This window comes from Bacillus sp. CZDM1, from assembly GCF_055502545.1.
In genome coordinates this window covers 349,246-372,324 of record NZ_JBUESO010000002.1, presented here as the reverse complement: position 1 = coordinate 372,324, position 23,079 = coordinate 349,246, and the positions used below count along the sequence as shown (strand labels likewise).

Below are 23,079 nucleotides of genomic sequence, written 5' to 3'. Positions count from 1 at the left end.
TTAAAATCGCACATACTAGATAAAAGCAAAAGATTTGCAAGGAAAAACTCCTTGAGATAAAATGTTTTTACTATAGAGAAGTAGGAAATTAGAATTACATGTCAGGGAGGGGTAAAAATGAACAACTATCACGTAATTGTAGAATTTTGCATGCAATGAAACTATGCACCAAAAGCCGCGAGTTTCGCGGAAGAACTTTTTACACACTTTAACCGAAAGATTGGAAAAATGGAATTAATCCCTGTTTCAGGAGGAGCATTTGAAATAACTGTCAATGGGGAAAAGATTTATTCCAAACTAGATACAGGTTTATTCCCTGACACTGAGGATATCATTAATACAATATCAGAAAAATAAAAATAGCCCTCATATCAAAATTAGATATGAGGGCTTATTGTTTTCTATAATGATATTATGTTAACTGAATGATAAAAAATCATGCCATAAGATGCAACTTAGGGCAGTGTGATATAACAATTTTTTCCTAAACCTTTTTCAGATTTTGATATGAGAACCTCTAAAATTCCATTAATATAATGGGCTGTTACTTTTTGATTTATAACCTGAAAGGGGAACTGGATAGTACGAACTCTATTATGTTGATTAGAAGGAGTGGAAGGTTTATCAGCCGTAATAACGAGCTTACTTTCCTCTATATAAACTTTAATTTCAGAGCTGTTATATTCGTTTAGCAACGCCTCAACAATCCATTCTTGATCTGTTTCGTATAGATCGATTCGAAATTGAGTCAGATCATCCTGTGTAGTTAGAGGATCAAGGCAGTAGTTTTCCAACCACCTTTCCACAAGGTCAAAATCAATTGGCGGTATATTTTTTTTGGATTTCATAACGATCCCCCTTGCTCGGTTTATTTTATTCATTCAGAATGAAAATGTGAAATGTTATAATAGGAACAAAGTAGGAATAGTAAAGGAGTTTTTTCCGTGAAAGAATGGTTACGTTCAATTCCAGCTGTCCATGAATTGCAAAATCATGAACAGTTCGAAGCTCTCCTCAAGGAGAATCATCTAGATGTTACTCAACTGACAAAACAATTAAAAGAGGCAATCGATCAAATTAGGCAGTTACTATTAAATGGGGACTGGAATGGTACAACTCCAGGCACCAATCAATTTATAAATGAAGTTTTTCAACTATTAGAAGTAAATATAAAAAAACAATTTTCTTATACAATCGAAAAAGTAATCAATGCGACTGGAACGATTCTTCATACAAACCTTGGAAGAGCGAGGCTAAGCAACAATGCTATCAATCATGTAGTGGAAACCGCACAAAATTACTCCAACCTTGAATATAAGCTAAACGAAGGAGAGCGTGGTTCCAGACACAGCCATGTAGAATCTCTGCTTAAAGAAATTACTGGTGCTGAAGCAGTAATGGTCGTCAACAATAATGCTGCTGCCGTTTATCTTGTTTTAAGAGCGCTTGCAGAAAATAAAGAAGTTATTGTATCAAGAGGTCAGTTAGTAGAAATTGGCGGTTCATTCCGTATTTCCTCTATTATGGAAGAAAGCGGAGCAAAATTAATCGAAGTCGGAACAACAAATAAAACTCATTTATATGATTATGAAAAAGCGCTTAATCCTGAAACGGCGATTGTCATGAAAGTACATACAAGTAATTTTAAAGTGATTGGTTTTACCAAATCAGTGGAAACAGAAGATCTTATACAGCTTACAAATCGTGCTGAAGATGTTATTTTTTATGAAGACCTTGGCAGCGGTGCACTATTTGATTTTAGAAAACATGGAATCGGTGAAGAACCTGTTGTGAAAGAAGTCATTGAAATGGGAGCAGATCTTGTAACGTTTAGTGGGGATAAACTGCTTGGTGGACCTCAGGCTGGAATTATTGTTGGGAAAAAGAAGATTATTGATCGATTAAAAAAACACCAATTAGCCCGAGTAGTTCGGGTCGATAAAATGACTTTAGCCGCACTAGAAGGGACGTTAATTGATTATGCACGCGGGGAACAAGGATTCCAAAACATTCCCACCATCCGTGATTTATTGGTTTCTATTGATGAATTAGACGAAAGATCGCAGAGGTTTGTTACAAACTTGTTACAAGGTACAGATTATTTTCAGGCGAAAATTTTTCCTAGTACAAGTCAGGTTGGCGGGGGAACGATGCCTGATGTTCAACTTCCAACCATGGTCATTTCTTTAAAACACCGTTTACTTACTGCAGAACAGGTAGGAAGAAAATTGAGAACACAATTCAAACCAGCGATTATCGGACGAATTCAAAAGGATGAGTTTATCCTCGACCTTAGAACCGTAACAGAGGATGAAGAACAGCTTTTGCTTCAATCATTAATACAATTATAAATCTAACCCCCTCTACGGTCTAGAGGGGGTTAGAACTATTATTTTGGTCCTATCTAGATCTCGGTCACATCGCTGTTCTATTTGTCTAGCTGCAGGCGCCTTCCGCTTTTCTACATATCATGGTGTGAATTATGTTTTGCACGTGTATGGTTGCGATTCTTTACTTTTTTTGATCCACTCATGGGCTCAGGCTGGCCAGATATCTTTGGCTGATTTCTTCTCATATCCTTGCCGTCGTTTTTGTTCACCATTTTTCATCCCTCCTATAATGTTAGGATGTAATGCTGCAGACATTTTATGCTGAATATTTTTTGTTCAAGGTGCGCAATTTAACGTTATAAATGTTGGAGGGGAGTGATATCGTGACTCAAAAATTTCCGTACAATAAGGATAAGCAGCAAGCTTTTCAAGCTGCTCAGCAGGGATATGAAGAGGCCCAAGGACTTGCAGCAACCATTATTAGTGATAGTGCAAGTTACGGACATCAATTGAAGCATTTAAAAGAAGAAGTGAACGAAGCCTATCAGCAAATTGAAAATGCACTTGAAGTTGCTTCCGAACACCAACGAGCACAACTTGAGCGTTTTCAACAGGATTTGCAAAGCATCGTAACAGAAGTAAATCTTCCTGAATAAAACCAAGGTTAAAAAGCAGGGGGAGAGCTCCTGCTTTTTTAACTGCCTATTGATTCTTTTTTCGTTTTTTATTATTCATTTTTTCCTTAATGGTTAGAGGTTCGTTTGCCATTTCTTCGTTAAAACCTGCACCCTGCCCCTGGCCTTTAGCAGCATTCGCACCAGGAATTACATGATTTGACTTTCTTCTTTGCATCCCAATCACCTCCTAGGAGAATTCAGTAGAATTCTCTTCGATAGTGATAATATTTCCTTTTAAGGGAAAATAAATGACAACAAAAAAGTTTTTTGAGATAATAAAAGCGTTAACAATTCTAATCTTTAACATTTTCCTGTTATACGGCCTTATAAGATTTTTCTAAATATTTCGAACACTTTACATAAAAAACATAAGAAAAACTTATCACGTACAATAACTTTCTTGTTATTTACTTATGTAAAAGGTTGTATTAAGATTAGAATTGTGAGAAAAGTAGGAATGAATAGGAATATTCAAACTTTTCGACTTTTCGTTAATTTAGTTAATGTATGACGAATGAGGGGGCTTTACAATGGTGAAAAATGACGTATTTAACGCACGTACTTCTTTTGAAGTTAACGGTAAACGCTACCACTATTACCGCTTAAGTGCACTTGAAGAGGCTGGTATTGGCAAGGTTTCTAAATTGCCATATTCCGTAAAAGTATTACTTGAATCTGTGCTTCGTCAATACGATGGCCGTGTCATCGCAAAGGAGCACGTTGAAAACTTAGCAAAATGGGGAACAGATGAGCTTAAAGAAGTGGACGTTCCATTCAAGCCATCTCGTGTAATTCTACAAGACTTCACTGGAGTTCCAGCAGTCGTTGACCTTGCTTCATTAAGAAAAGCAATGGCGGACCTTGGCGGGGATCCAGATAAGATTAATCCAGAGAAAACTGTTGACCTTGTAATCGACCACTCTGTACAGGTTGATGCTTACGGTTCAGCTGACTCATTACGAGTAAATATGGATTTAGAATTTGAACGTAATGCAGAGCGTTACCAGTTCCTAAGCTGGGCTCAAAAATCTTTTAATAACTATCGCGCTGTTCCACCTGCAACGGGTATCGTACACCAAGTTAACCTTGAGTACTTAGCAGATGTTGTTCACGTAGCAGAAACGGCTGACGGCGAATTAGAAGCATATCCAGATACATTAGTTGGAACTGACTCGCATACAACGATGATTAATGGTCTAGGCGTTCTTGGATGGGGCGTTGGCGGTATTGAAGCAGAAGCAGGAATGCTTGGACAGCCTTCATACTTCCCAGTACCTGAAGTTGTTGGGGTTAAGTTAACAGGTGAGCTTCCAAATGGCGCTACCGCAACTGACCTTGCTCTAAAAGTAACTCAAGTACTTCGCAGCCAGGGTGTAGTTGGCAAATTTGTTGAATTCTTCGGTCCTGGAGTATCTGTACTTCCATTAGCAGATCGTGCAACAATTGCGAACATGGCTCCTGAATATGGTGCAACATGTGGATTCTTCCCAATTGATGATGAATCACTAGCTTATATGCGTTTAACTGGCCGTGAAGAAGAGCAAATCAATGTTGTCGAACAATATTGCAAAGCAAACGGATTATTCTTTGATCCAACTCTAGAGCCTGTTTATACAAATGTAGTTGAAATTGATCTTTCTATTATTGAAGCAAATCTTTCAGGTCCTAAGCGTCCACAAGATTTGATTCCACTTTCAAAAATGAAAGAAGAGTTCGTAAAGGCAGTTTCTGCTCCACAAGGAAACCAAGGCTTCGGCTTACAAGCGGATGAGCTTGAAAAGTCAGCTGTTGTTAATTTCCAAAACGGTGACGAAACAACAATTAAAACAGGTGCCGTTGCAATTGCTTCTATCACTAGCTGTACAAACACTTCTAACCCATATGTATTAGTGGGTGCAGGTCTTGTTGCGAAAAGAGCAGTTGAACTTGGAATGGAAGTTCCTAAGTTTGTTAAAACTTCATTAGCACCAGGTTCTAAGGTTGTAACTGGATACCTTCGTGATTCTGGATTACTTCCATATTTAGAGCAAATCGGCTTCAACCTTGTTGGGTATGGCTGTACAACATGTATCGGTAACTCCGGTCCATTAAAAGAAGAAATTGAAAAAACAATTGCTGAAAACGATCTATTAGTTACATCTGTACTTTCAGGTAACCGTAACTTTGAAGGACGTATTCATCCGCTTGTAAAAGGTAACTATCTTGCTTCACCACCATTAGTTGTTGCTTATGCTTTAGCTGGTACAGTGAACATTGACTTTGCTTCTGAATCAATTGGTAAAGACAAAGATGGTAACGATGTATTCTTCAAAGATATTTGGCCATCAACTGCTGAAGTAAATGAAGTGGTGAAACGCACCGTTACTCCTGAACTATTCCGCAGTGAATATGCAAATGTATTCGGAGATAATGAGCGTTGGAACGAAATCAAAACTAGCAATGAGCCATTATATACTTGGGATGAGGATTCCACTTACATTGCAAACCCGCCATTCTTTGAGGGGTTATCACCTGAACCGGGTACTGTTGAACCATTAACTGACCTGCGTGTAGTAGCAAAATTTGGGGACTCTGTTACAACTGACCATATTTCACCTGCAGGAGCAATTGGTAAGAACACTCCAGCTGGTAAATATTTATTGGAAAAAGGCGTTCAGCCACGTGACTTTAACTCATACGGTTCTCGTCGTGGTAACCACGAAGTAATGATGCGTGGAACATTTGCAAACATTCGTATCCGTAACCAAATCGCACCAGGTACAGAAGGTGGAGTAACTACTTACTGGCCAACAGGCGAAGTGACACCGATCTATGATGCTTGCATGAAATACAAAGAAAACGGCACTGGACTTATTGTACTTGCTGGAAAAGATTACGGAATGGGCTCTTCTCGTGACTGGGCTGCAAAAGGTACAAACCTTCTAGGCATTAAAACAGTTCTTGCTGAAAGCTTCGAGCGTATTCACCGTTCTAACCTGGTGTTAATGGGTGTTCTTCCACTTCAATTTAAAGATGGCGAAAGCGCTGAAACACTTGGTTTAACTGGAAAAGAAACAATCGATGTCCAAGTTGGAGAAGACGTAAAACCACGTGATTTACTAAAAGTTACTGCAACTGACGAAAATGGCAACAAGAAAGAATTTGAAGTACTTGTTCGCTTTGATTCCGAAGTTGAAATTGATTACTACCGTCATGGCGGTATCCTTCCAATGGTACTTCGCGAAAAATTACAAGAAGCATAATACTCAAACCACCATGCAGCTTTTGCATGGTGGTTTTTTAGATGGGAAATGATTGACAATTTCGGTTTAGGTAAAATACAATAAAAATAACAAACGTAAAGGAATGATAAAGAGGAATGAAGTTATAATCTTATTTTTTCAGCACATTTATTCGAATAGCGAAAAATGGTGAACCTGAAGAATAGGATTAGTCTATCCTTTTTTAGTCCTGAACGTTTATATTTCAATCAAACATCGTTAGTAAAGGCCTTTATAGGTTTATTAACGTATGCTTTTTATGATTGCGTAAACGACATGACTCAAACACTCTCTTCAGGTTCAATGGAAGGGAGTTTTTTTATGAACAAAAATAATTTATCGATAATAAAAGCAACTGGAATAGAAATGAACTTTAATCTAAGGAAAATCCTAGACAATATTTCTTTTGATATAAAAAACGGAGAAAGAATTGGTCTCGTCGGTTATAATGGCACCGGCAAAACAACATTGGCCAATATCCTTACTGGTAAGCTCATACCAGATAAGGGTTTCGTTGAAAAATCGCCGGAATTAAAGATTGGTTACCTGACGCAGTCCATTGATTACGAAGGCAATGAATTTCAAAATTCTCTATCAGCTGAGGGAGAAATCTTGCAGCACTCAAGTGAATTAGGACTGAAAAAGGTTTATGAATGGGAAGAGAAGCGTTTAAACCATTTAAGTGGTGGTGAAAAGTTGAAACTCGCATTATCAAACGTGTGGGCTTCCAAACCAGGATTCTTAATTCTCGATGAGCCAACCAACCACCTAGATTTTAAAGGGATAGAATGGTTGATTGAAGAGTTAAAGAAATTTAAAGGACCCGTGCTGATAATTTCTCACGATCGTCATTTTTTGGATAAAACGGTGACACGGATTTTTGAGATAGAGAATAAAAAGATTAACTTTTACAATGGTAACTACAGTGATTATCAGAAGGAGAAGCAGCACAGGCTGGAAACACAAATGCACCATTATGAGGTACAACAACGCAAAAAAGAAGACATAGAAATGCAAATGGAGCAATTATCTTCATGGTCAGAGAAAGCTCACAGAACATCAACAAAACAAGGCAGAGATTATGGACATAAAGAATATCACCGAGTTAAGGCGAAAAAACGTGATGCCCAGGTGAAATCAAAAATGAATCGTCTCCAGAGCGAGCTTGAAAAAAACAAGGTTGACAAACCTCTTGAGGAGAAAAAGGTCAGATTTCAGTTTGATACGAAAGGAAATAGAGGTAAAAGTATTATTGAGGCAAAGAGTGTAACAAAGACGTTTGAAGCAAGATCCCTATTTCAAGATTCTCATTTTTATATTAATCACGGAGAGCGTATTGGTTTATTAGGAGAAAACGGCTGCGGTAAAACAACCTTAATTAAGATGCTCCTTGGTGAAACACCAGTTACTAGCGGTGAGCTTTGGAAAAGTGAATCTTTAAAGGTTGCTTACCTAAGTCAGGATGTTGACGACTTACCAGCTGATAAAACTGCCTTAGAGGCATTAGGGTTTACTGACCGAGAAAACATACTCAAGGCGAGGACATTATTTGCCAATCTCGGATTAAAAGAACAGTTTATTACGAAGCCCATCAGAACTTTGAGTCTCGGAGAGAGAACAAGAGTGAAGTTAGTTGACATGCTTATGAAGGAATATGATGTTCTAATCTTGGATGAACCAACCAATCATTTAGACTTACCAAGCAGAGAGCAGCTAGAAAAAACACTAAATGAATTCACAGGTACGATTATTACCGTTTCGCACGATTACTATTTCTTGAATAAGCTTTGTGATAAGCTCCTGGTATTTGATAATCAGAGGATAAAGCGTTTGGAAATGAAGCCAGAAGAGTACTTTAATAAAAATAGCGGAGAACCTATTAATGTTAAAGAAACGTTAATGATAATAGAAAATAGAATTTCTTTGATTTTGGGTGAACTATCACTAATTGACCAAAAAAATCCTAAATACGTAGAATTAGATCATGAATTCAACGAACTATTAAAGCAAAAAAGAAAATTAATGTAAAATATGCATAAGAATAGCCCCTATTGAAGGGGCTATTCTATTATATCTGCGATAAATCAGATATATTTGCGTTCATCGATACTTCTTATTTTCTAGACCACAATTCAAGCAATTCTTTTTCACGATCTGCACGCATTCCAGATTTCCATTCGTTCTCAGACAGATTACGCTGCTTTTCCCATTCATAAATTTCCGCTAAACTTTCCTCAATAGGCCGGAAGCTGAGTCTGCTTTCAATTGCTTTCGAAATATTAACGGTAAAGGCGCCATTCCAAGGTTCTTTAAGCTCCGGTTCAAGTGGGAAATCTTCCGGCACCCAAAGCGGCATTTCCGTCCATGGGGCAACCTTATTATCAAGTAGAAATTTTTCAGAAGCCCAAACGACTTCAGCATTAGCTCCTGTTATCTTCATGCAAGTATCGAGAAAATCGTTCATGGTAAGGTTATAATCTGGTCCGGTTGCATTAAATGTTCCTGCTGTCTCATTCGTCATTAACTTTAATATCCAATTTGAAAGGTCTTTATTATCAATCACCTGTACAGACCTGTTTGGATTACCTGGCGCTAATACTTTACCGCCTGCGGCAATTCTATGTATCCAATAGGGAATTCTGTCGGTATAATCGTTAGGTCCGATTAATTGACCAGCACGAATATTTGCAACACGCCCAGGCATATTATTTTCGGCAACAACTTCACATAAAGCCTTAAATTGCCCGTAATACTCATAATATGCACCATTTTTAGAAAGCTCATCGGCTTCCCTTAATGACATATCATAAACAGGATAAGATTCATCGAAGTTTTCCTGAATCCAATCTTTGTAAACAGAAATACTTGAAATAAACGTGTAATGCTTTACCCGGTCTTTTAGTAGTTCGGTGGACTTTAATACCGAGGAAGGAATAAATCCACTTGTGTCTAATACAGTATCCCAATAGCGGTTTTTAAGTTCGTTTAAGTCACCAAAACGATCACCAGTAATAATATCTACATCTTTAAACCCTTCATTTTGATTACCACGATTAAATATAGTCACCTCATGGTTTTGCCTTTGAGCAGCCTCGACAAATGTTCTACCTAAAAAGCGACTTCCCCCTAAAACAAGTATCTTCATAATCAAACTCCTCTCCGTGATTTCATATTAACAAATTTTCGTAAGATTGTGGTAATTTAATCTAAGCATAAAACTCTACTATCATTTAAGAGAAGGGTATACTATAATTAAACAATTGTTTTCATAACGGAAAGCAGGGTTTAGATGATTATCGAGATTAAATATAAAAAACTAATATGTGATATCGGAAAACGAGTATATGAAAAAGGGTTCATTGCAGCGAATGATGGAAATATTTCTGTCCGTATTGGCGAAAATGAGTTTTTAATTACACCAACTAATATAAGTAAAGGCTTCTTAACCCCTGATATGATTATAAAAGTAGATAGTAAAGGGAATGTCCTCGAAGGTGATTATAAACCTACTTCGGAAATGAAAATGCACCTGCTTGTTTATCAAGAGCGTCCGGATGTAAACGCAGTTTTACATGTTCATCCCCCGTATGCAACTGCCTTTGCTATCGCAGGAATTTCTTTAGATCAGGCCATTATGCCCGAAGCTGTCGTATCCTTGGGGACAATCCCATTAGCCCAATATGGGACACCATCAACGGATGAAGTACCTAAGGCAATCAAAACACATGTCTACGAACATCAAGGTGTATTATTAGAAAACCATGGTGCCCTGACATGGGGGAAGAATTTAGAAAACGCCTATTATTTAATGGAATCTTTAGAGTTCACAGCAAAAATTAATTGGATCTCTAGACTATTAAAAGGTGATCGTGAACTTTCCAAAGAAAATGTCGCTAAGCTTATTGATATTAAAACCATGATGGGATTAAAAGGTGTTTCCCCAAAGGGTGTTGATGTCCCTGAAGGAACGAATGCAAAGAAAGTGACCTCCGTGAATGAACAGACATTATCTGAAAGAGATATTAACCTGATTGTAGACCGGGTAACAACCAGTGTCCTTAACGCCTTAAATAAGTAATTTGATTTGCTTTTCTAGTATAGTTTTACTAAACTGTTTTTAAATTGTCACATATTTGGCGGATACAACCTTTATTTCAACTGACTTTATAGTGTAAAATCAATGTAGCATATTATTGAATCAAGGGGGTTCGGGATATGGTCAAAAAAGTAATTGCTGTTGTTGTGTTAATAGCCTTACTTGGAGTTGCGATTGTGCAGGCTATGGATAAAAAGGCTGAACCCGATATTGCAAGTCAAGAAGCTGCGAATATGGGTGGATTAAAAGTCGGGGCAAAGGCACCTGATTTTGAACTTAAAACCTTAGCGGGAGATACCGTTAAACTATCTGATTTAAAAGGAAAAAAAGTTATGCTCAATTTCTGGGCCACTTGGTGTCCGCCATGTAAAGCAGAAATGCCAGCCATGGAGGAATTTCATAAAGAAGCTGGGGATGAGGTTGTTATTTTAGCCGTAAACATTGACCCACATTTAGATGTAAAAGCTTTTGTAGATGAAAATGGTATTACGTTTCCGATTCCTTTAGATGCCGAAGATAAAGTAAACGAAACGTATCAAGTCCTATCCATTCCAACAACGTATTTTATCGATACAAAGGGCAATATTGGAAATAAATATATCGGGGCCATGAATCTCGATGCAATGAAACAGTATACAAAGGATCTGAATTAGACATTGGATAAACGAATCCAATGTCTTTTTATGTTCTAACAAAGTAACGCTTTAAAGCATATTTTTCTTGTAATTTTCAAAAAGTTGTAATAATTGAAACCGTTTCTGGGCATAATAACTGTTAGAATAGGTCATAAGGAAGGTGATATACATGAGAAAGCCTAGAAAACGTTCCTTTGCAGAACTTGTATCCGAAAATAAAAGTCAACTTTTGAAAGATAGAGCTGCGATGGAAAAAATAGAAATGCGTTTAGAAGAAAAGCGACTTGGAAAAGCCGAGTAATGTAAACTCACATAGATTACCAATCATGTTCCTCCTTTAAAGCGGGCAAAATGTTTAAGGAGGAGGGATAAACATGAGTAATCCGAAAAGGGATAGTAAACACTTTGCTCCTAACCATATTGGAACAAAAGATAGGGGTTTTGGAGGAAACAAAGGGAAAACCCATCAAGATACATCTGGTAAGCATGCGCAAGTCATCCAAACTAAAGGTGAATAAATAAGTGGTTAAGACTCGTCAGGCAGTAGCCCGCGGGTCTTTTTTGTGATTTTTTCCAAGCAAAAATTTCTGTGATATTTTTTTCACTTCGATACAAACTATATCTGTAACACGACACCACCTAGGAGGGAAATTCTATGACCTATAATAACAAACCGAAGCCAGACGACCGTAGTGATAATGCTGAAAAGCTTCAAGCAATGATACATGATACACTAGAAAACATTGAAGCTGCAGAAGATTCAAAGGCATTCACTGATAGCGAAACACAACTCAAGCAGATTGATGCGAAAAACGAAAGACGCCGCGAAAGCATCGAATCCTACCGCGCAGAAATAAAGGATGAAGTTTAAAGTAAGTTCAAGGACCTGTTAATTCGTACAGGTCCTTTAATTATTGAATCTTTGAATTTCGTGTCGATGGACAGGTTGTGGTAAGATAAAAGGGAAATTTTGAAGAAGAAGTGATCCTATGATACGACAACAAACAAGTCCACCCATTAACCAAACCGAACAGATGATTCAGTGGGAAACAGAACTGAAGGAACATGGGTTTATTGCCAATGAAAATGAGCTGTTAACTGCTATAAGAAGCCAATCAAACCCCATACTTTTATCAAGAATGTTAACAATGGCCGCATTTTCGCGACTTGCCCGCAAGAACCAGGATACATTAGCTTTTGCCTGGTTACAAAAAGCATTAGAAATACATCCAGAGAATGAGATGGCAAAGTCCTATTTCATTCAATACGATTGGAAAAAGAAAAAAGACATTTTAGATATCCTAGATTTCCCTGCAATAAGAGAAACAGATAATCGAACAGCAAAGAAAAAAGTTGCTGAACAATACATACAAATTTGCAAAACCTTCCTAGCAGAAGCAGATGATCATGTAGAGGACCTTACCGAGAAGAGACATCTTGCTGAGGAAATGAGAAACGAACCACTTTCTCTTCAATATAAAAAACTCGCTGATTTACTTACTGCTGCAATCGAAGTTAACGGAAACCTTTTAAAGGCTGCTGAGGAATATGAGGAATCGATTAAGGGTGTTTTTCATACGGCAACCTATTATGAGGATTTAAAATTACATTTGTCCAGCCTCGAAGATATCAAAAAAGACTGGCAACATCTCTTTATTGTCGAAGAAGACGTCCAACAGGATTCAGAAAATGCCTTGGATCAATTAAATGAAATGATCGGGATGGACATCGTAAAAAAGCGCGTCAATGATTTTTACCAGTTTCTAAAATACCAAAAGAATCGAAAAGAGCTTGGATTCCAAACGAAAGATGAATTAAGTCTTAATATGGTGCTGACAGGAAATCCAGGAACAGGGAAAACAACCATCGCACGTTTATTAGCTAAAATCTATCATGAGCTTGAGGTGCTGCCTCGCCCTGAAGTGATTGAGACCGACAGATCACAGCTCGTAGGAGCTTTTGTAGGTCAAACAGAGGAAAACGTACGCGCGGTTGTGGAGAAAGCGATTGGCGGGGTTCTGTTCATTGATGAAGCCTATAGTTTAAAACGGGAAGGGCAAACTGGAAATGATTATGGACAAACAGCGGTTGATACCCTTGTTTCATTAATGACGGGAAAGGAATACGGTGGGAAGTTTGCCGTCATTATGGCGGGATATCCTGATGAAATGCGTATTTTTTTAGATGCAAATCCAGGATTAAGAAGCCGATTTCCTCAATCGAACCTCATTCATTTACCTAATTATTCCAATGGGGAATTACTATCGATTGCTGAAAAAATTGCCTCAGAAAACGATTATATTCTTACGGAAGAAGCGAAGATTGAAATTAACCATCGCCTTGATCAAGAACGGGTGGATGATACTTTCGGTAATGCGCGATCCGTTCGCAATATTGTGTTAGATGCCATTTTTAAAAAGGGATCAGATCATCCGCAATCAAATGAGGATATTCTTGCTTACACGCTTTTAGATAAAGAGGATTTTGAAAAAGAACAGATTGAAAATCGAGAATCTCCGTTTGAGAAATTAGAGCGATTAATTGGCTTGAGCGAACTAAAAGGTGAATTAGAGACACTGGTTTCCTTTGTTAAAATGCAGCAGTTTAGAAAAGAAAAAAGGCTACCAGCCGTACCAATTCAGCTTCATTCCGTTTTCACTGGAAATCCAGGCACTGGTAAAACCACAGTGGCTAAAATATATGCTGAGCTCCTCCGTGAATGCGGAATGTTAAAAAGAGGTCATTTGATTGTAGCGAGCAGAGCTGATTTCGTGGCAGGTTATGTGGGTCAAACAGCAGGCAAAACAAAGAAAAAGATCCGCGAGGCTCTTGGCGGAGTATTATTTATTGATGAAGCCTATTCACTCTTAAGCCAAACAGCAGGTGATTTTGGTAAGGAAGTAGTCGACACTCTTGTTGATGAAATGACCAAGCATAATGAAAATCTTGTTGTGGTCCTTGCAGGTTATCCAAATGAAATGGACCGGTTATTAGAGAGTAACCCTGGGTTACGTTCGAGATTTAAGAAATTCTTCCTGTTTCCTGACTATTCAGCTAAGGAGCTTCTGGCAATTATCGAGACCTATGTAGAAAGCTTCCAATACCAATTAAGTGAAGGGGCAAGGGCTCTTTTGAAACAAAGTATTGAAAATCATACCTTCAAGGGGAACGGAAGATTTGCTACTAATTTGGCTGATGAAATGATACAAGCACAAGCAATGAGGCTTATGGGAGTAACAGGGGAAGAGGATTTATTAGAAAAGGCCATCCATATTGAAAGTGAAGATGTGGAAAAGGCGCTTACTAAATTTCAATTGATTAGGGAAGAGGAATAAAGAAATGGACAATGTATTTATTTCCACAAGAGAAATTCAACTTTTATATGCAGATACGGACATGATGGGCGTCATTTATCATGCCAACTATTTAAAGTATTTTGAACTAGGGAGAAGCGGGCTGATTGAGGATCTTGGTTATAGTTATGTGGATATGGAGAATGCAGGATATTTCGCGCCTGTATATGACATCCAAGCTACCTATAAAAAACCGTTACGCTACGGTGATAGAGGCTTTGTAAAGACGTGGATTGAAAAAAATGACGGGCTAAAAACAGTCTATGGGTATTCCATCATAAATGGAGACGAGGAAGTATGTGCGCATGGGACTTCGACTCATATTGTAGTCAAAAAGGACAACTTTAGACCGATTGCATTCAAGAAGGCGTTTCCTGAATGGTACTTGAAGTATGAAGAGATAAAGAAGAAGTAAACGTAAGAGTTTTGGGGTGATGATATGGCATTTGGAATCAAAAGACAGGAAGTAATAGAATGGAAACAAAAAATTGATGAGGGTGAAATCGCATTCTTAACCCATTATTGGCTGGATGATCGCTTTCCAGGTTGTAACACCGTTACCAAGGTAGGCTGCCTTGACCTAGAAAAACTTGCTGAATGGGGAAGAAAATATGGGTTACAAAAAGAATGGATTCATCACCGCCGTGACGGTTATTCCCATTTTGATTTAATTGGAGCAAGACAAAAAGAAATACTAGATAAAGAAGGATTACATCACCATATTTGGTGATAGCAGGGAGATGAAACCATGTTAAAGTTAGGAGTCATCGGTCTTGGGGATATAGCGAAAAAAGCTTATTTGCCTGTTCTTAGTAAGCAAGCTGATGTGGAATTCTATCTTTTCACAAGAAACACTGACGTTTTAACGGAAATAAGTAATCAATACCGATTTCCACACATTCATTCAAGTCTTACTTCACTAATAGAAAGTGGAATAAAAGGAGCATTTGTCCATTCGTCAACGGAATCTCATGAGCAAATTGTAAGAGAGCTCTTAGAGAATGGTATCCATGTCTATGTCGATAAACCTATAACCAACCACTTGGGATCAACCAAGGAACTCGTGGAACTTGCCGAGAGAAAAGGTCTTATCTTAATGACTGGATTTAACAGACGGTTTTCCCCATTTTATCAAGCAATGACAGAAATTGCTCAACCAAATATGGTTATTTTGCAAAAAAACCGCCACGCACTGCCCAGCGATATTCGCTCATTTGTCTATGATGATTTTATCCACGTCTTAGATACGGTACGGTACATTATGAAAGGCGATATCCAAGAAACAATCGTTAATGGAAGAGTAGATAATGGGATGCTTTACCATGTAGTTGTTCAATTTATTTCTAAGGACATGACAGGTATCGCGATTATGAACCGAGACAGCGGGGCAGTAGAAGAAAGATTAGAAGTAATGGGACCTAACGAGAAAAGAATTGTCCATGATTTAGATAAATTAACGATTTATCGTGATCATAAGGAAATCGCACTTTCTTTTAACAATTGGGATTCTACCCTATTTAAAAGAGGATTTGAACAGATTGTTAAAGAGTTTATTAATGCGGTAGGAACTAACTGCTTTCCATCTGTTACTGCCAGGGATTCCTTACAGACACATGAAATATGCGAATTTGTTGTTCAACAGCTGGAGAGCAGGCAATAGAATAAGCACACATGAAAGTACCATCATTCATGTGTGCTTATTTTTTTGATTATGCTTTTTTATAATCTAAAACAGGCTCTTCATATTTTGCATGATACTCAATGACTAAATCATGGTCATCAAAGTACCATAAGTCTTTTTCTTCAATATAAAAAGTAACTCCGTCTTCAGTTGTTTTTGCTCCAATATCAACGGGTTCGTCATTTGATATACCAAGTGAAAACCCACTTTGTACGGTACTGCATCCGCCATATCGTACATAGAAACGTACAAAATCACCTGTTTTAAGATTTAGTTCTTGTTTGTACCACGCTGCTGCATCACTGCTGATTTGGATTTTCATTTGTTGCTCCTTTCAAAATACCTATGTTGTTATTATATAATAAAGCAAATGCAAATATCGATGATGTTGCTTATAAAGGAAGTTGAAGCCAGTCATTTAGGTAAAAGAAAATTAATACAAATGAATGAGCAAAAATAGATGGCAAGATGCTTTTATATTTAATGGTTAAACGTGCAAATAAGAACCCTAAAATGAGATATAACAGAACAACCGCCGTAGAAAATCCAAATATAGTTGTATTCATCGCAAAGGTAATACTTGTAAATAGCATAGCAGATGTTTCATTTGTTATCTTAATTAATTGTGAGAGCAGAATACCTCGCCACATCACTTCCTGTAGTGAAGCATGAATAAGAGAGAATGTAAAAAGAGAAAGGAACATGTTTAAATCTGATCCACTAATATTAATAAATATGAAAGTGAGACCGACAGAAAGAAGTAACAAAATAATATAGAAATGCTTATTGGTGTTTTTTACCTCTGGTTTATTAAAAAAGAAGCTAATTTTTTTATTGAATTGCTTGATAACATAACATATAGATAGGATAGGGATAAGGAACAATACCTGGTTTATAATTACCCTATAGAATGGAATGTATTGATACCCTTCAATAAATTTATCCGTATAAAAGAGAAGTAGATTTCCACCAAAAAAGGAAATCATCACCCATGCAAATAAACGCTTTTCTTCCTTCAGGAAAGCGAGCAATAGGAATAGGCCAAGGAGAAACCAAGTAAATAGACTATAGTAGCCTCTTGTGAAGAAATAAATTAAAACGATAAACAATATTGATAATATATATCCTTGATAGTTAAATTGTTTCATTTGAAACTTCCTTCCAATTAAAACGGGTTAATGGCCCCGTATTAACGGAGCCATTGGGTCATATGGTCTTTAATTTCCTGGTATTTAGCAGCAGCATTTTGCAATCCAAAGGAACCTGCATTTTCTAATGGTACAACTTGATAATTTTTACTACCTTGGCTTGAAACATAGGTAGGATAAAAAGCCGGATTTGTTAATTCAATTGTTTTCCCTGTATTCGTAATATGTTTCGTGATTTCAACCGTTGCCATGCCGCCAATATCTTTATAGTCTCTTACTTGTCCTGAGATAAAGTTACCCAATGAATATATAACCAATGACTTTCCGCCATCTTCAGTATTAATCCATTCCATAGGCTGAAGGACATGGGGATGAGAACCAAAAATGATATCTACTCCTTCGTTCGCAAGGAAATTTGCCAAATCCTTTTGCTCATTGGTCGGAATTCGTTGGTATTCATTACCCCAATGGATACTCATAATCACAACATCTGCTTCCTTCTTAGCCCGCCCAATTTCATCATTCATAAGATCTCGATTGATAAGATTAACTAGAAAGTCCTTGCCATCTGGAATGGGTATTCCATTTGTTCCATAGGTATAAGATAGAAATGCTAATTTTATACCATTTTTATGTATGATTCTTAACTTTTTGCGGTCCTCTTGATTTAGAAAGCTTCCAACATGGGGGAGTCCAATACTATTTAAATAATCGACAGCAGAAAGAATTCCTCTTTCTCCTTTGTCTAACGTATGGTTGTTAGCGATTGAAACAATATCAACCCCCGAATGAACGAGAGCATCTGCGACCTCATGTGGACTATTAAACGTCGGGTAACTTGATACACCTATGTCAACTCCACCTAACATACTCTCTTGATTAGCTGTTAGAACATCCGGTGATTCCAATATGGTTTTAACATGTTCGAAGATAGGGTTGAAATTATACTGCGTTCCATTATACGCATCCTGATAAACGGTATCATGAATCAAAATGTCGCCGATGGCACCTACAGTAATCCTTTCTGTCAGAGTCCTGCTCATAACAGGCTGCAATCTCTGTGTATGTTCCTTTGCAGTGTGTTTTTTTTCTGTTGCATTCTGTTTATTACGCTGTTCAATTAGGAGTACAGCAGCAACAAGAATACACATAGAAATGATCATAACAGACGAAATAATGGCTTTCTTTTTCATAGCTTCTCCTTACTAATCTGTTTTGAGGCAAAATATTTTCAACCATTCTACCAATACTATAATATAATTATGTGCTATTTTTCGACTTTTTCCTGCAATTTATGAAAAAATATTAAGGAAGTGATAGGTTTGTTCAAGATTACGGAGAGTGCCCGCAGCATATTGGAAGGAATTATCCTGAGGGAAAAGCAATCTCCAAATGAGGAACTACTCGTTCGGTTGAGCATGGGGATTGGCTGAGGAGGTCCCAAACTAAATCTGTCTCTGGAAGAGCGGAAAATTACTGGTGATCTTCTATTTGAATTTGAAGGGCTAAATATTCTCATTCATGAACAGGATTATGTTTACTTTGACCATACTAAACTTGATTATGTAGAGGATGTTCTGGGAAAATACTCATTTAAATTATTAAAAATATAAAAACGGAGTTTCGAAAAGCGGAACTCCGTTTTTTCTGCTGTTTATTCATCCATTTCTTCAAAAAAATCAATTAGCTCATCAAAATTCCTTGTTACCTTGTATGGAAATTTTTCTGGGAGATCATCCATTAAACACTGATAAAATTCAACCACAAATTCTTGATATGCGGCGTCTGAAACGTCCGTTGAAAACATATAGGTTTGATTAAGATCAGACATAAAATCCCCTCCTTGAGTACCTTTACCTTTATTTTACATTAGAATAAGGAAAGAAAATGACTGGAAATATGAAATTTTCATGAAAAATGGCTTTAAGGAACCATTTAAGATTCCTTAAAGCCATTTAATTTTAGGTTCCGTTTTATTCATGATTCGCTTAATATTAGCACGGTGTCGATAAATGACAAATGAGGCCAAAAGTATTACTGCAATAAGAAGGGGAAGGTCTCCATCAATTGCAGCATAAATCACAGCACAAATGCCAGCAAGCATGGATGATAATGATACATATTTAGTAATGTAAAGACTGGCAAAAAAGACAACGAAAATAGTTAAAAACATAAGTGGTGCACAAAACAATAATACGCCGCCAGATGTTGCTACTGCTTTGCCGCCTCTGAATCCAGCAAAGATGGGATAAGTGTGTCCAATAACAGCAAAAACACCAGCGAGTAAAGGATTGATTTCATCAAGTCCAAACAGTACAGGTAAGGATGCCGCTAAAGTACCTTTTAGGATATCAGCCACAGTAACAGCTAGACCAGCTTTTACTCCTAAGGTTCGAAAAGTATTGGTTCCCCCTAAATTCCCACTTCCATGCTCACGTATATCTGTTTTATAAAAAACTTTCCCAATGATTAAACCTGACGGAATGGATCCTAGCAGATAGGCTAGTATCAAGACTAAAATAATTTGAACCATCAACGATTTCTCCTTCTATAAATAATGCATGTCCTGTTATTTTACCATGTAATGGTGAAAAAACACTACTACCGCTTTTAACTAATTCAAAAAGTGCTAAAAAAATTCCTTCTCAATTTTTATTTAATACCGTACGATAGATGTGAGGGGGAAGAACTTTGGAACAAATTGAATACCGTAAGAAGAAATCATTATCACCAAAATGGATCCTGGGAGGATTGATGATCGCAATTTTAATGATTGCATCTTCTATTCTTTTTTTATTATATCCGTTTGCCTCTAAGGAAAGATTAACTTATTTTACCGAAAAAAATCCAATCCTTTTTGAAGGAACTCAAAAGGGAAATGCACTACTAGAGGGGAATTCTATCTTTCTCCCACTTACATTTATGCAAGAGCACATAGATCATTCTATTATTTTTGATGAAAAATCTAAGTCCGTCATCATTACGACAACAGACAAAGTCATTCAAATGCCTACAGATTCCTTAACTTTTTTTGTAAATCAAAAACCAGTGGATTTGCAGGTATCACCGATTATTTCAAAGGAAGGTCAAATATTTGTGGCGATCGATCCCCTGCTTTCCTATTATCCTATCCAATATACAGTTTTAGAAGATACGGGTGCGGTTTGGGTACAAAAAGATGGTGATCAATATATACAAGGAGAAATAACGTCAGAAGATGTTCACCCTGAAAAATTGAGATTACGAACAGAGCCATCATTACAGTCACCGTATACTGCGGAAATGTCTAAACAAGAAACCGTCATGATAGAGTCCGAGGAACAGGATTATTATTTAGTGAGAAAAGAAAATGGATTAAGTGGGTACATCCACAAGAAATATGTTAAGAGAAACAAAGAAGTTACGATTACAATCTCACAGAAAAATGAAGTATTAGAAATTCCTAAAATTAATGGACCGATTCAATTAACCTGGGAAGCCGTTTATAGCAAAAATCCAGATCATACGCTAATTCCTGATATGCTGGGTTTGAATGTAGTGTCTCCAACTTGGTTTTCCTTAACTGGAAACGATGGAAGCATAAAAAATTTAGCTTCTTTAGAATATAGTAAATGGGCACAGTCAAGGGGTTATCAGGTATGGGGGTTATTTTCGAATTCGTTTGACCCAGTGCTCACACATGAGGCATTAAAAGATTTTGAAACAAGGCAAAAGATTATCGTACAGCTGCTTCATTTCAGTCAAATGTACCAATTACAGGGAATTAACTTTGATATAGAAAATGTAAAGCAGGAAGACGGGCACTTAGTCACTCAATTCATGAGGGAAGCAACACCTTACTTACACGAAGCAGGCTTAGTCGTTTCAATGGACATAACCTTTTATGCAGGCGAAAATAATAACTGGTCTTCTTTCTATGAAAGAAGTAAGCTCGCTGGTATTGTAGATTATCTGATTATTATGGCTTATGACGAGCATTCTGGTTCATCCCCGGTATCTGGAAGTGTTTCAAGTCTCCCTTGGGTGGAGAAAAATCTACAAAACTTGTTGACTGAGGTTCCAAAAGAGAAGCTTATTCTAGGTGTGCCATTATACACCAGGCTTTGGAAGGAACAACAAAAAGCGGACGGGTCGACGGAGGTTAGCTCTCAGGCTTTGTCCATGATGAAGGTGAAAGAATGGCTTGCTGAGAAAGGCCTGCAGCCTGTTTATGATGAAGAAAGCGGTCAAAACTATGTAGAGTATTACGCGGAGGATGAGAAGGCTACCTATAAAGTTTGGATGGAGGATGAATTATCACTATCTAAACGCGCAAACCTTGCTTCTACTTACCAGCTAGCTGGAGTAGCTTCCTGGTCTAGAAATTTCGGTGATCAGACTGCTTGGACAGCAATAAATATGGACCCTAATAAAGCATTAACACAGAAATAGACCGGCATGGCTGGTCTATTTCTTTTTGTTTTCATTTAAAATAATATTCTGTCTAAGATAAGAACAATTAGAGTCTAATTTATTACAAATATATGGAGAATTTTCAAACCCTTTCAATACCGATTGAAAAGATTTGCTATCTCGAAATATAATTTAATTATAAACTTTTTAGAAAATGTCATTAAACACCGATCAAGTCAACTGTGGACTGATCGGATTTCTTATATTTATCTAAGTAATATAAAAGGGGTGATAGTATGTCACGAACTAATTATGATGTTCGAAAGCTCTATCAAACGAACAAAGAAAAATGTCCTTTTTCTGTTTCAGATTCAATTGAAGAAGCGCTGTCAGTTTTTTTCTCTATCCTTAGGAACCAAGATATTCATGTAGATTTCGAATATCGCGGCCTGCAAATTGCCTACGGAGTTCCCAGTGAATTCAGTCAAATTGTATTACATATTTTAACAAGTGCAAGAGAAGCTTTTGATAGGAATCATATCCAAAGTCGAAAAATGAAAATACAGATTTGCACGAAAGAGGACCTTATAGTTGTGAAGTTTACTGATAATGCAGGTTGTATCGATTCTGCACAAATCTCAAGGTTATTCGAACCCAATTTCACCACTAATGAGCATGGAACTGGTAATGGTCTTTATATAACGAAAATGATTATTGAAAAGATGAATGGTTTCGTAAAGGTTGAAAATACTGAGGATGGAGCAAGATTTAGTCTTTCTATTCCAAAATTTTCTTCCGAAAATTATGCAGCACTATAACAATAATGCTTCCGACCTCTCGGGAGCTATTATTTTTTATAAACAATCTAATTATGTTATAGTTAGAGTAGATAGTAAAATTAAGGAAATAAAGGAAGTGTATTTAATGGCAGTCGAAAATCCATCATTAGAGGAAATAGGCGCAATTTTAAAAAAATCTAAACGTATCGCTGTTGTTGGTTTAAGTAATAAACCAGACAGAACCTCTTATATGGTGTCAGAGGTGATGCAAAAAGCAGGTTTTGATATTATTCCTGTGAATCCAAGTGTTGATGAAGTGCTAGGCGTGAAAGCGGTTGCTTCTTTAAAAGACATTGAAGGACACATAGATATTGTCAATGTTTTCCGCCGTTCAGAACAATTGTTTGATGTAGCAAAAGAATTCGATGAAATCGATGCAGATGTGTTTTGGGCTCAGCAAGGCTTAGTAAATGAAGAAGCTTATGAGTTTTTGAAAGAAAAAGGATATACAGTGATTATGGACCTTTGTATAAAAGTGGCACACGCTTTAACAAAATAATCATTTGCTGGAAAAAAGCTGCTAAAAAATTAGCAGTTTTTTTCTTTTCTTGACTAAAAATACTGTTACATAATTATGTTGTTTTAAATTAGACATTTGCCAAATCGAAATAAATCGCTAAAATAAAGCATAGACGCTGAAAACATGTGGTACAATTAAAGCGGCAAAC

General features: G+C 37.1%; 25 protein-coding genes and 1 pseudogene. 17 read left to right on the top strand and 9 right to left on the bottom strand.

Translation table 11 applies throughout. The features are described 5' to 3' along the window. Positions 1–171: 171 nt before the first annotated feature. Positions 172–357, top strand: a pseudogene (locus ACY3XC_RS06275) (Rdx family protein); the annotation flags it as partial. Positions 358–455: 98 nt separating this feature from the next. On the opposite strand, the gene ACY3XC_RS06270 reads toward ACY3XC_RS06275, so the two are convergent. Continuing rightward, positions 456–848: an Hsp20/alpha crystallin family protein gene (locus ACY3XC_RS06270; RefSeq protein ID WP_464867777.1), complete on the bottom strand. Its 393-nt coding sequence runs from the start codon at positions 846–848 to the stop codon at positions 456–458. Positions 849–944: 96 nt separating this feature from the next. Between ACY3XC_RS06270 and selA the strand changes: the two genes are divergently transcribed. After that, positions 945–2,351: an L-seryl-tRNA(Sec) selenium transferase gene (selA, locus tag ACY3XC_RS06265; RefSeq protein ID WP_464867775.1), complete on the top strand. Its 1,407-nt coding sequence runs from the start codon at positions 945–947 to the stop codon at positions 2,349–2,351. 110 nt (positions 2,352–2,461) lie between these two features. On the opposite strand, the gene ACY3XC_RS06260 is transcribed toward selA, so the two are convergent. Further along, a complete protein-coding gene (locus ACY3XC_RS06260) occupies positions 2,462–2,602 on the bottom strand; it encodes a small acid-soluble spore protein P (RefSeq protein WP_179160818.1) in 141 nt (46 codons plus the stop codon). A 111-nt stretch (positions 2,603–2,713) separates the two neighbouring features. On the opposite strand from ACY3XC_RS06260, the gene ACY3XC_RS06255 reads away from it, so the two are divergent. Then, the gene (locus ACY3XC_RS06255; RefSeq protein ID WP_464867773.1) at positions 2,714–2,986 is read left to right on the top strand and encodes a hypothetical protein; all 273 of its coding nucleotides are present in this window, start codon (positions 2,714–2,716) and stop codon (positions 2,984–2,986) included. A gap of 46 nt (positions 2,987–3,032) precedes the next feature. Here the strand turns inward: ACY3XC_RS06255 and sspO are convergent, their stop codons facing one another. Further along, positions 3,033–3,182 carry a small acid-soluble spore protein O gene (gene sspO, locus ACY3XC_RS06250; protein ID WP_045521763.1) on the bottom strand — a complete coding sequence of 50 codons (150 nt, stop codon included), beginning with the start codon at positions 3,180–3,182 and terminating at the stop codon, positions 3,033–3,035. Between the two features lie 355 nt (positions 3,183–3,537). Here sspO and acnA point away from each other — a divergent pair, with 355 nt between their 5' ends. Together acnA and abc-f are read left to right on the top strand one after the other, a co-directional pair. Next, complete coding sequence (gene acnA / locus ACY3XC_RS06245; RefSeq protein WP_179160816.1) at positions 3,538–6,249, top strand: aconitate hydratase AcnA; 2,712 nt, start codon at positions 3,538–3,540, stop codon at positions 6,247–6,249. A 339-nt stretch (positions 6,250–6,588) separates the two neighbouring features. Then, entirely contained in the window at positions 6,589–8,295 is a 1,707-nt protein-coding gene (abc-f, locus tag ACY3XC_RS06240) for a ribosomal protection-like ABC-F family protein (RefSeq protein WP_464867772.1), read from the top strand. Positions 8,296–8,380: 85 nt separating this feature from the next. Here the strand turns inward: abc-f and ACY3XC_RS06235 are convergent, their stop codons facing one another. Next, positions 8,381–9,412 (bottom strand): NAD-dependent epimerase/dehydratase family protein, encoded by a 1,032-nt coding sequence (locus ACY3XC_RS06235; protein ID WP_464867770.1) that lies wholly within the window; start codon positions 9,410–9,412, stop codon positions 8,381–8,383. A 144-nt stretch (positions 9,413–9,556) separates the two neighbouring features. Between ACY3XC_RS06235 and ACY3XC_RS06230 the strand changes: the two genes are divergently transcribed. The 9 genes from ACY3XC_RS06230 to ACY3XC_RS06190 all read left to right on the top strand — a co-directional run bounded on the left by ACY3XC_RS06230 (position 9,557) and on the right by ACY3XC_RS06190 (position 16,011). Continuing rightward, positions 9,557–10,345 carry a class II aldolase/adducin family protein gene (locus ACY3XC_RS06230; RefSeq protein WP_464867769.1) on the top strand — a complete coding sequence of 263 codons (789 nt, stop codon included), beginning with the start codon at positions 9,557–9,559 and terminating at the stop codon, positions 10,343–10,345. 137 nt (positions 10,346–10,482) lie between these two features. Then, on the top strand, positions 10,483–11,016 hold the full coding sequence (locus ACY3XC_RS06225; RefSeq protein WP_464867768.1) for a redoxin domain-containing protein: 534 nt from the start codon (positions 10,483–10,485) through the stop codon (positions 11,014–11,016). 151 nt (positions 11,017–11,167) lie between these two features. Next, on the top strand, positions 11,168–11,299 hold the full coding sequence (locus ACY3XC_RS06220) for an FbpB family small basic protein (RefSeq protein ID WP_034672833.1): 132 nt from the start codon (positions 11,168–11,170) through the stop codon (positions 11,297–11,299). Between the two features lie 73 nt (positions 11,300–11,372). After that, complete coding sequence (locus tag ACY3XC_RS06215) at positions 11,373–11,516, top strand: acid-soluble spore protein N (protein ID WP_045521758.1); 144 nt, start codon at positions 11,373–11,375, stop codon at positions 11,514–11,516. Positions 11,517–11,653: 137 nt separating this feature from the next. Further along, on the top strand, positions 11,654–11,869 hold the full coding sequence (gene tlp, locus ACY3XC_RS06210; protein WP_464867767.1) for a small acid-soluble spore protein Tlp: 216 nt from the start codon (positions 11,654–11,656) through the stop codon (positions 11,867–11,869). A gap of 118 nt (positions 11,870–11,987) precedes the next feature. Next, on the top strand, positions 11,988–14,333 hold the full coding sequence (locus ACY3XC_RS06205; protein ID WP_464867765.1) for an AAA family ATPase: 2,346 nt from the start codon (positions 11,988–11,990) through the stop codon (positions 14,331–14,333). Positions 14,334–14,337: 4 nt separating this feature from the next. After that, a complete protein-coding gene (locus ACY3XC_RS06200; RefSeq protein ID WP_464867764.1) occupies positions 14,338–14,766 on the top strand; it encodes an acyl-CoA thioesterase in 429 nt (142 codons plus the stop codon). A 24-nt stretch (positions 14,767–14,790) separates the two neighbouring features. Continuing rightward, entirely contained in the window at positions 14,791–15,081 is a 291-nt protein-coding gene (locus tag ACY3XC_RS06195; protein ID WP_464867763.1) for a hypothetical protein, read from the top strand. Positions 15,082–15,099: 18 nt separating this feature from the next. After that, positions 15,100–16,011, top strand: coding sequence for a Gfo/Idh/MocA family protein (locus ACY3XC_RS06190; RefSeq protein WP_464867762.1), 912 nt, complete (start codon positions 15,100–15,102; stop codon positions 16,009–16,011). A gap of 49 nt (positions 16,012–16,060) precedes the next feature. Here ACY3XC_RS06190 and ACY3XC_RS06185 read toward each other — a convergent pair whose 3' ends face one another. The 5 genes from ACY3XC_RS06185 to plsY form a co-directional block, all read right to left on the bottom strand. Further along, on the bottom strand, positions 16,061–16,354 hold the full coding sequence (locus ACY3XC_RS06185) for a HesB/YadR/YfhF family protein (RefSeq protein WP_464867761.1): 294 nt from the start codon (positions 16,352–16,354) through the stop codon (positions 16,061–16,063). 70 nt (positions 16,355–16,424) lie between these two features. Next, a complete protein-coding gene (locus ACY3XC_RS06180) occupies positions 16,425–17,180 on the bottom strand; it encodes a lysostaphin resistance A-like protein (protein ID WP_464867760.1) in 756 nt (251 codons plus the stop codon). A gap of 41 nt (positions 17,181–17,221) precedes the next feature. Next, a complete protein-coding gene (locus ACY3XC_RS06175) occupies positions 17,222–18,373 on the bottom strand; it encodes a CapA family protein (protein ID WP_464867759.1) in 1,152 nt (383 codons plus the stop codon). A gap of 461 nt (positions 18,374–18,834) precedes the next feature. Next, positions 18,835–19,011 carry a hypothetical protein gene (locus tag ACY3XC_RS06170; protein ID WP_179160802.1) on the bottom strand — a complete coding sequence of 59 codons (177 nt, stop codon included), beginning with the start codon at positions 19,009–19,011 and terminating at the stop codon, positions 18,835–18,837. A gap of 114 nt (positions 19,012–19,125) precedes the next feature. Next, positions 19,126–19,713, bottom strand: a complete 588-nt coding sequence (gene plsY / locus ACY3XC_RS06165) for a glycerol-3-phosphate 1-O-acyltransferase PlsY (RefSeq protein ID WP_179160801.1) — start codon at positions 19,711–19,713, stop codon at positions 19,126–19,128. Between the two features lie 158 nt (positions 19,714–19,871). On the opposite strand from plsY, the gene ACY3XC_RS06160 reads away from it, so the two are divergent. The 3 genes from ACY3XC_RS06160 to ACY3XC_RS06150 all read left to right on the top strand — a co-directional run bounded on the left by ACY3XC_RS06160 (position 19,872) and on the right by ACY3XC_RS06150 (position 22,910). Then, positions 19,872–21,611 (top strand): glycosyl hydrolase family 18 protein, encoded by a 1,740-nt coding sequence (locus ACY3XC_RS06160; protein ID WP_464867758.1) that lies wholly within the window; start codon positions 19,872–19,874, stop codon positions 21,609–21,611. Positions 21,612–21,868: 257 nt separating this feature from the next. Continuing rightward, the gene (locus tag ACY3XC_RS06155) at positions 21,869–22,390 is read left to right on the top strand and encodes a sensor histidine kinase (RefSeq protein ID WP_464867757.1); all 522 of its coding nucleotides are present in this window, start codon (positions 21,869–21,871) and stop codon (positions 22,388–22,390) included. Positions 22,391–22,496: 106 nt separating this feature from the next. Next, a complete protein-coding gene (locus ACY3XC_RS06150; RefSeq protein WP_464868046.1) occupies positions 22,497–22,910 on the top strand; it encodes a CoA-binding protein in 414 nt (137 codons plus the stop codon). Positions 22,911–23,079 lie beyond the last annotated feature (169 nt).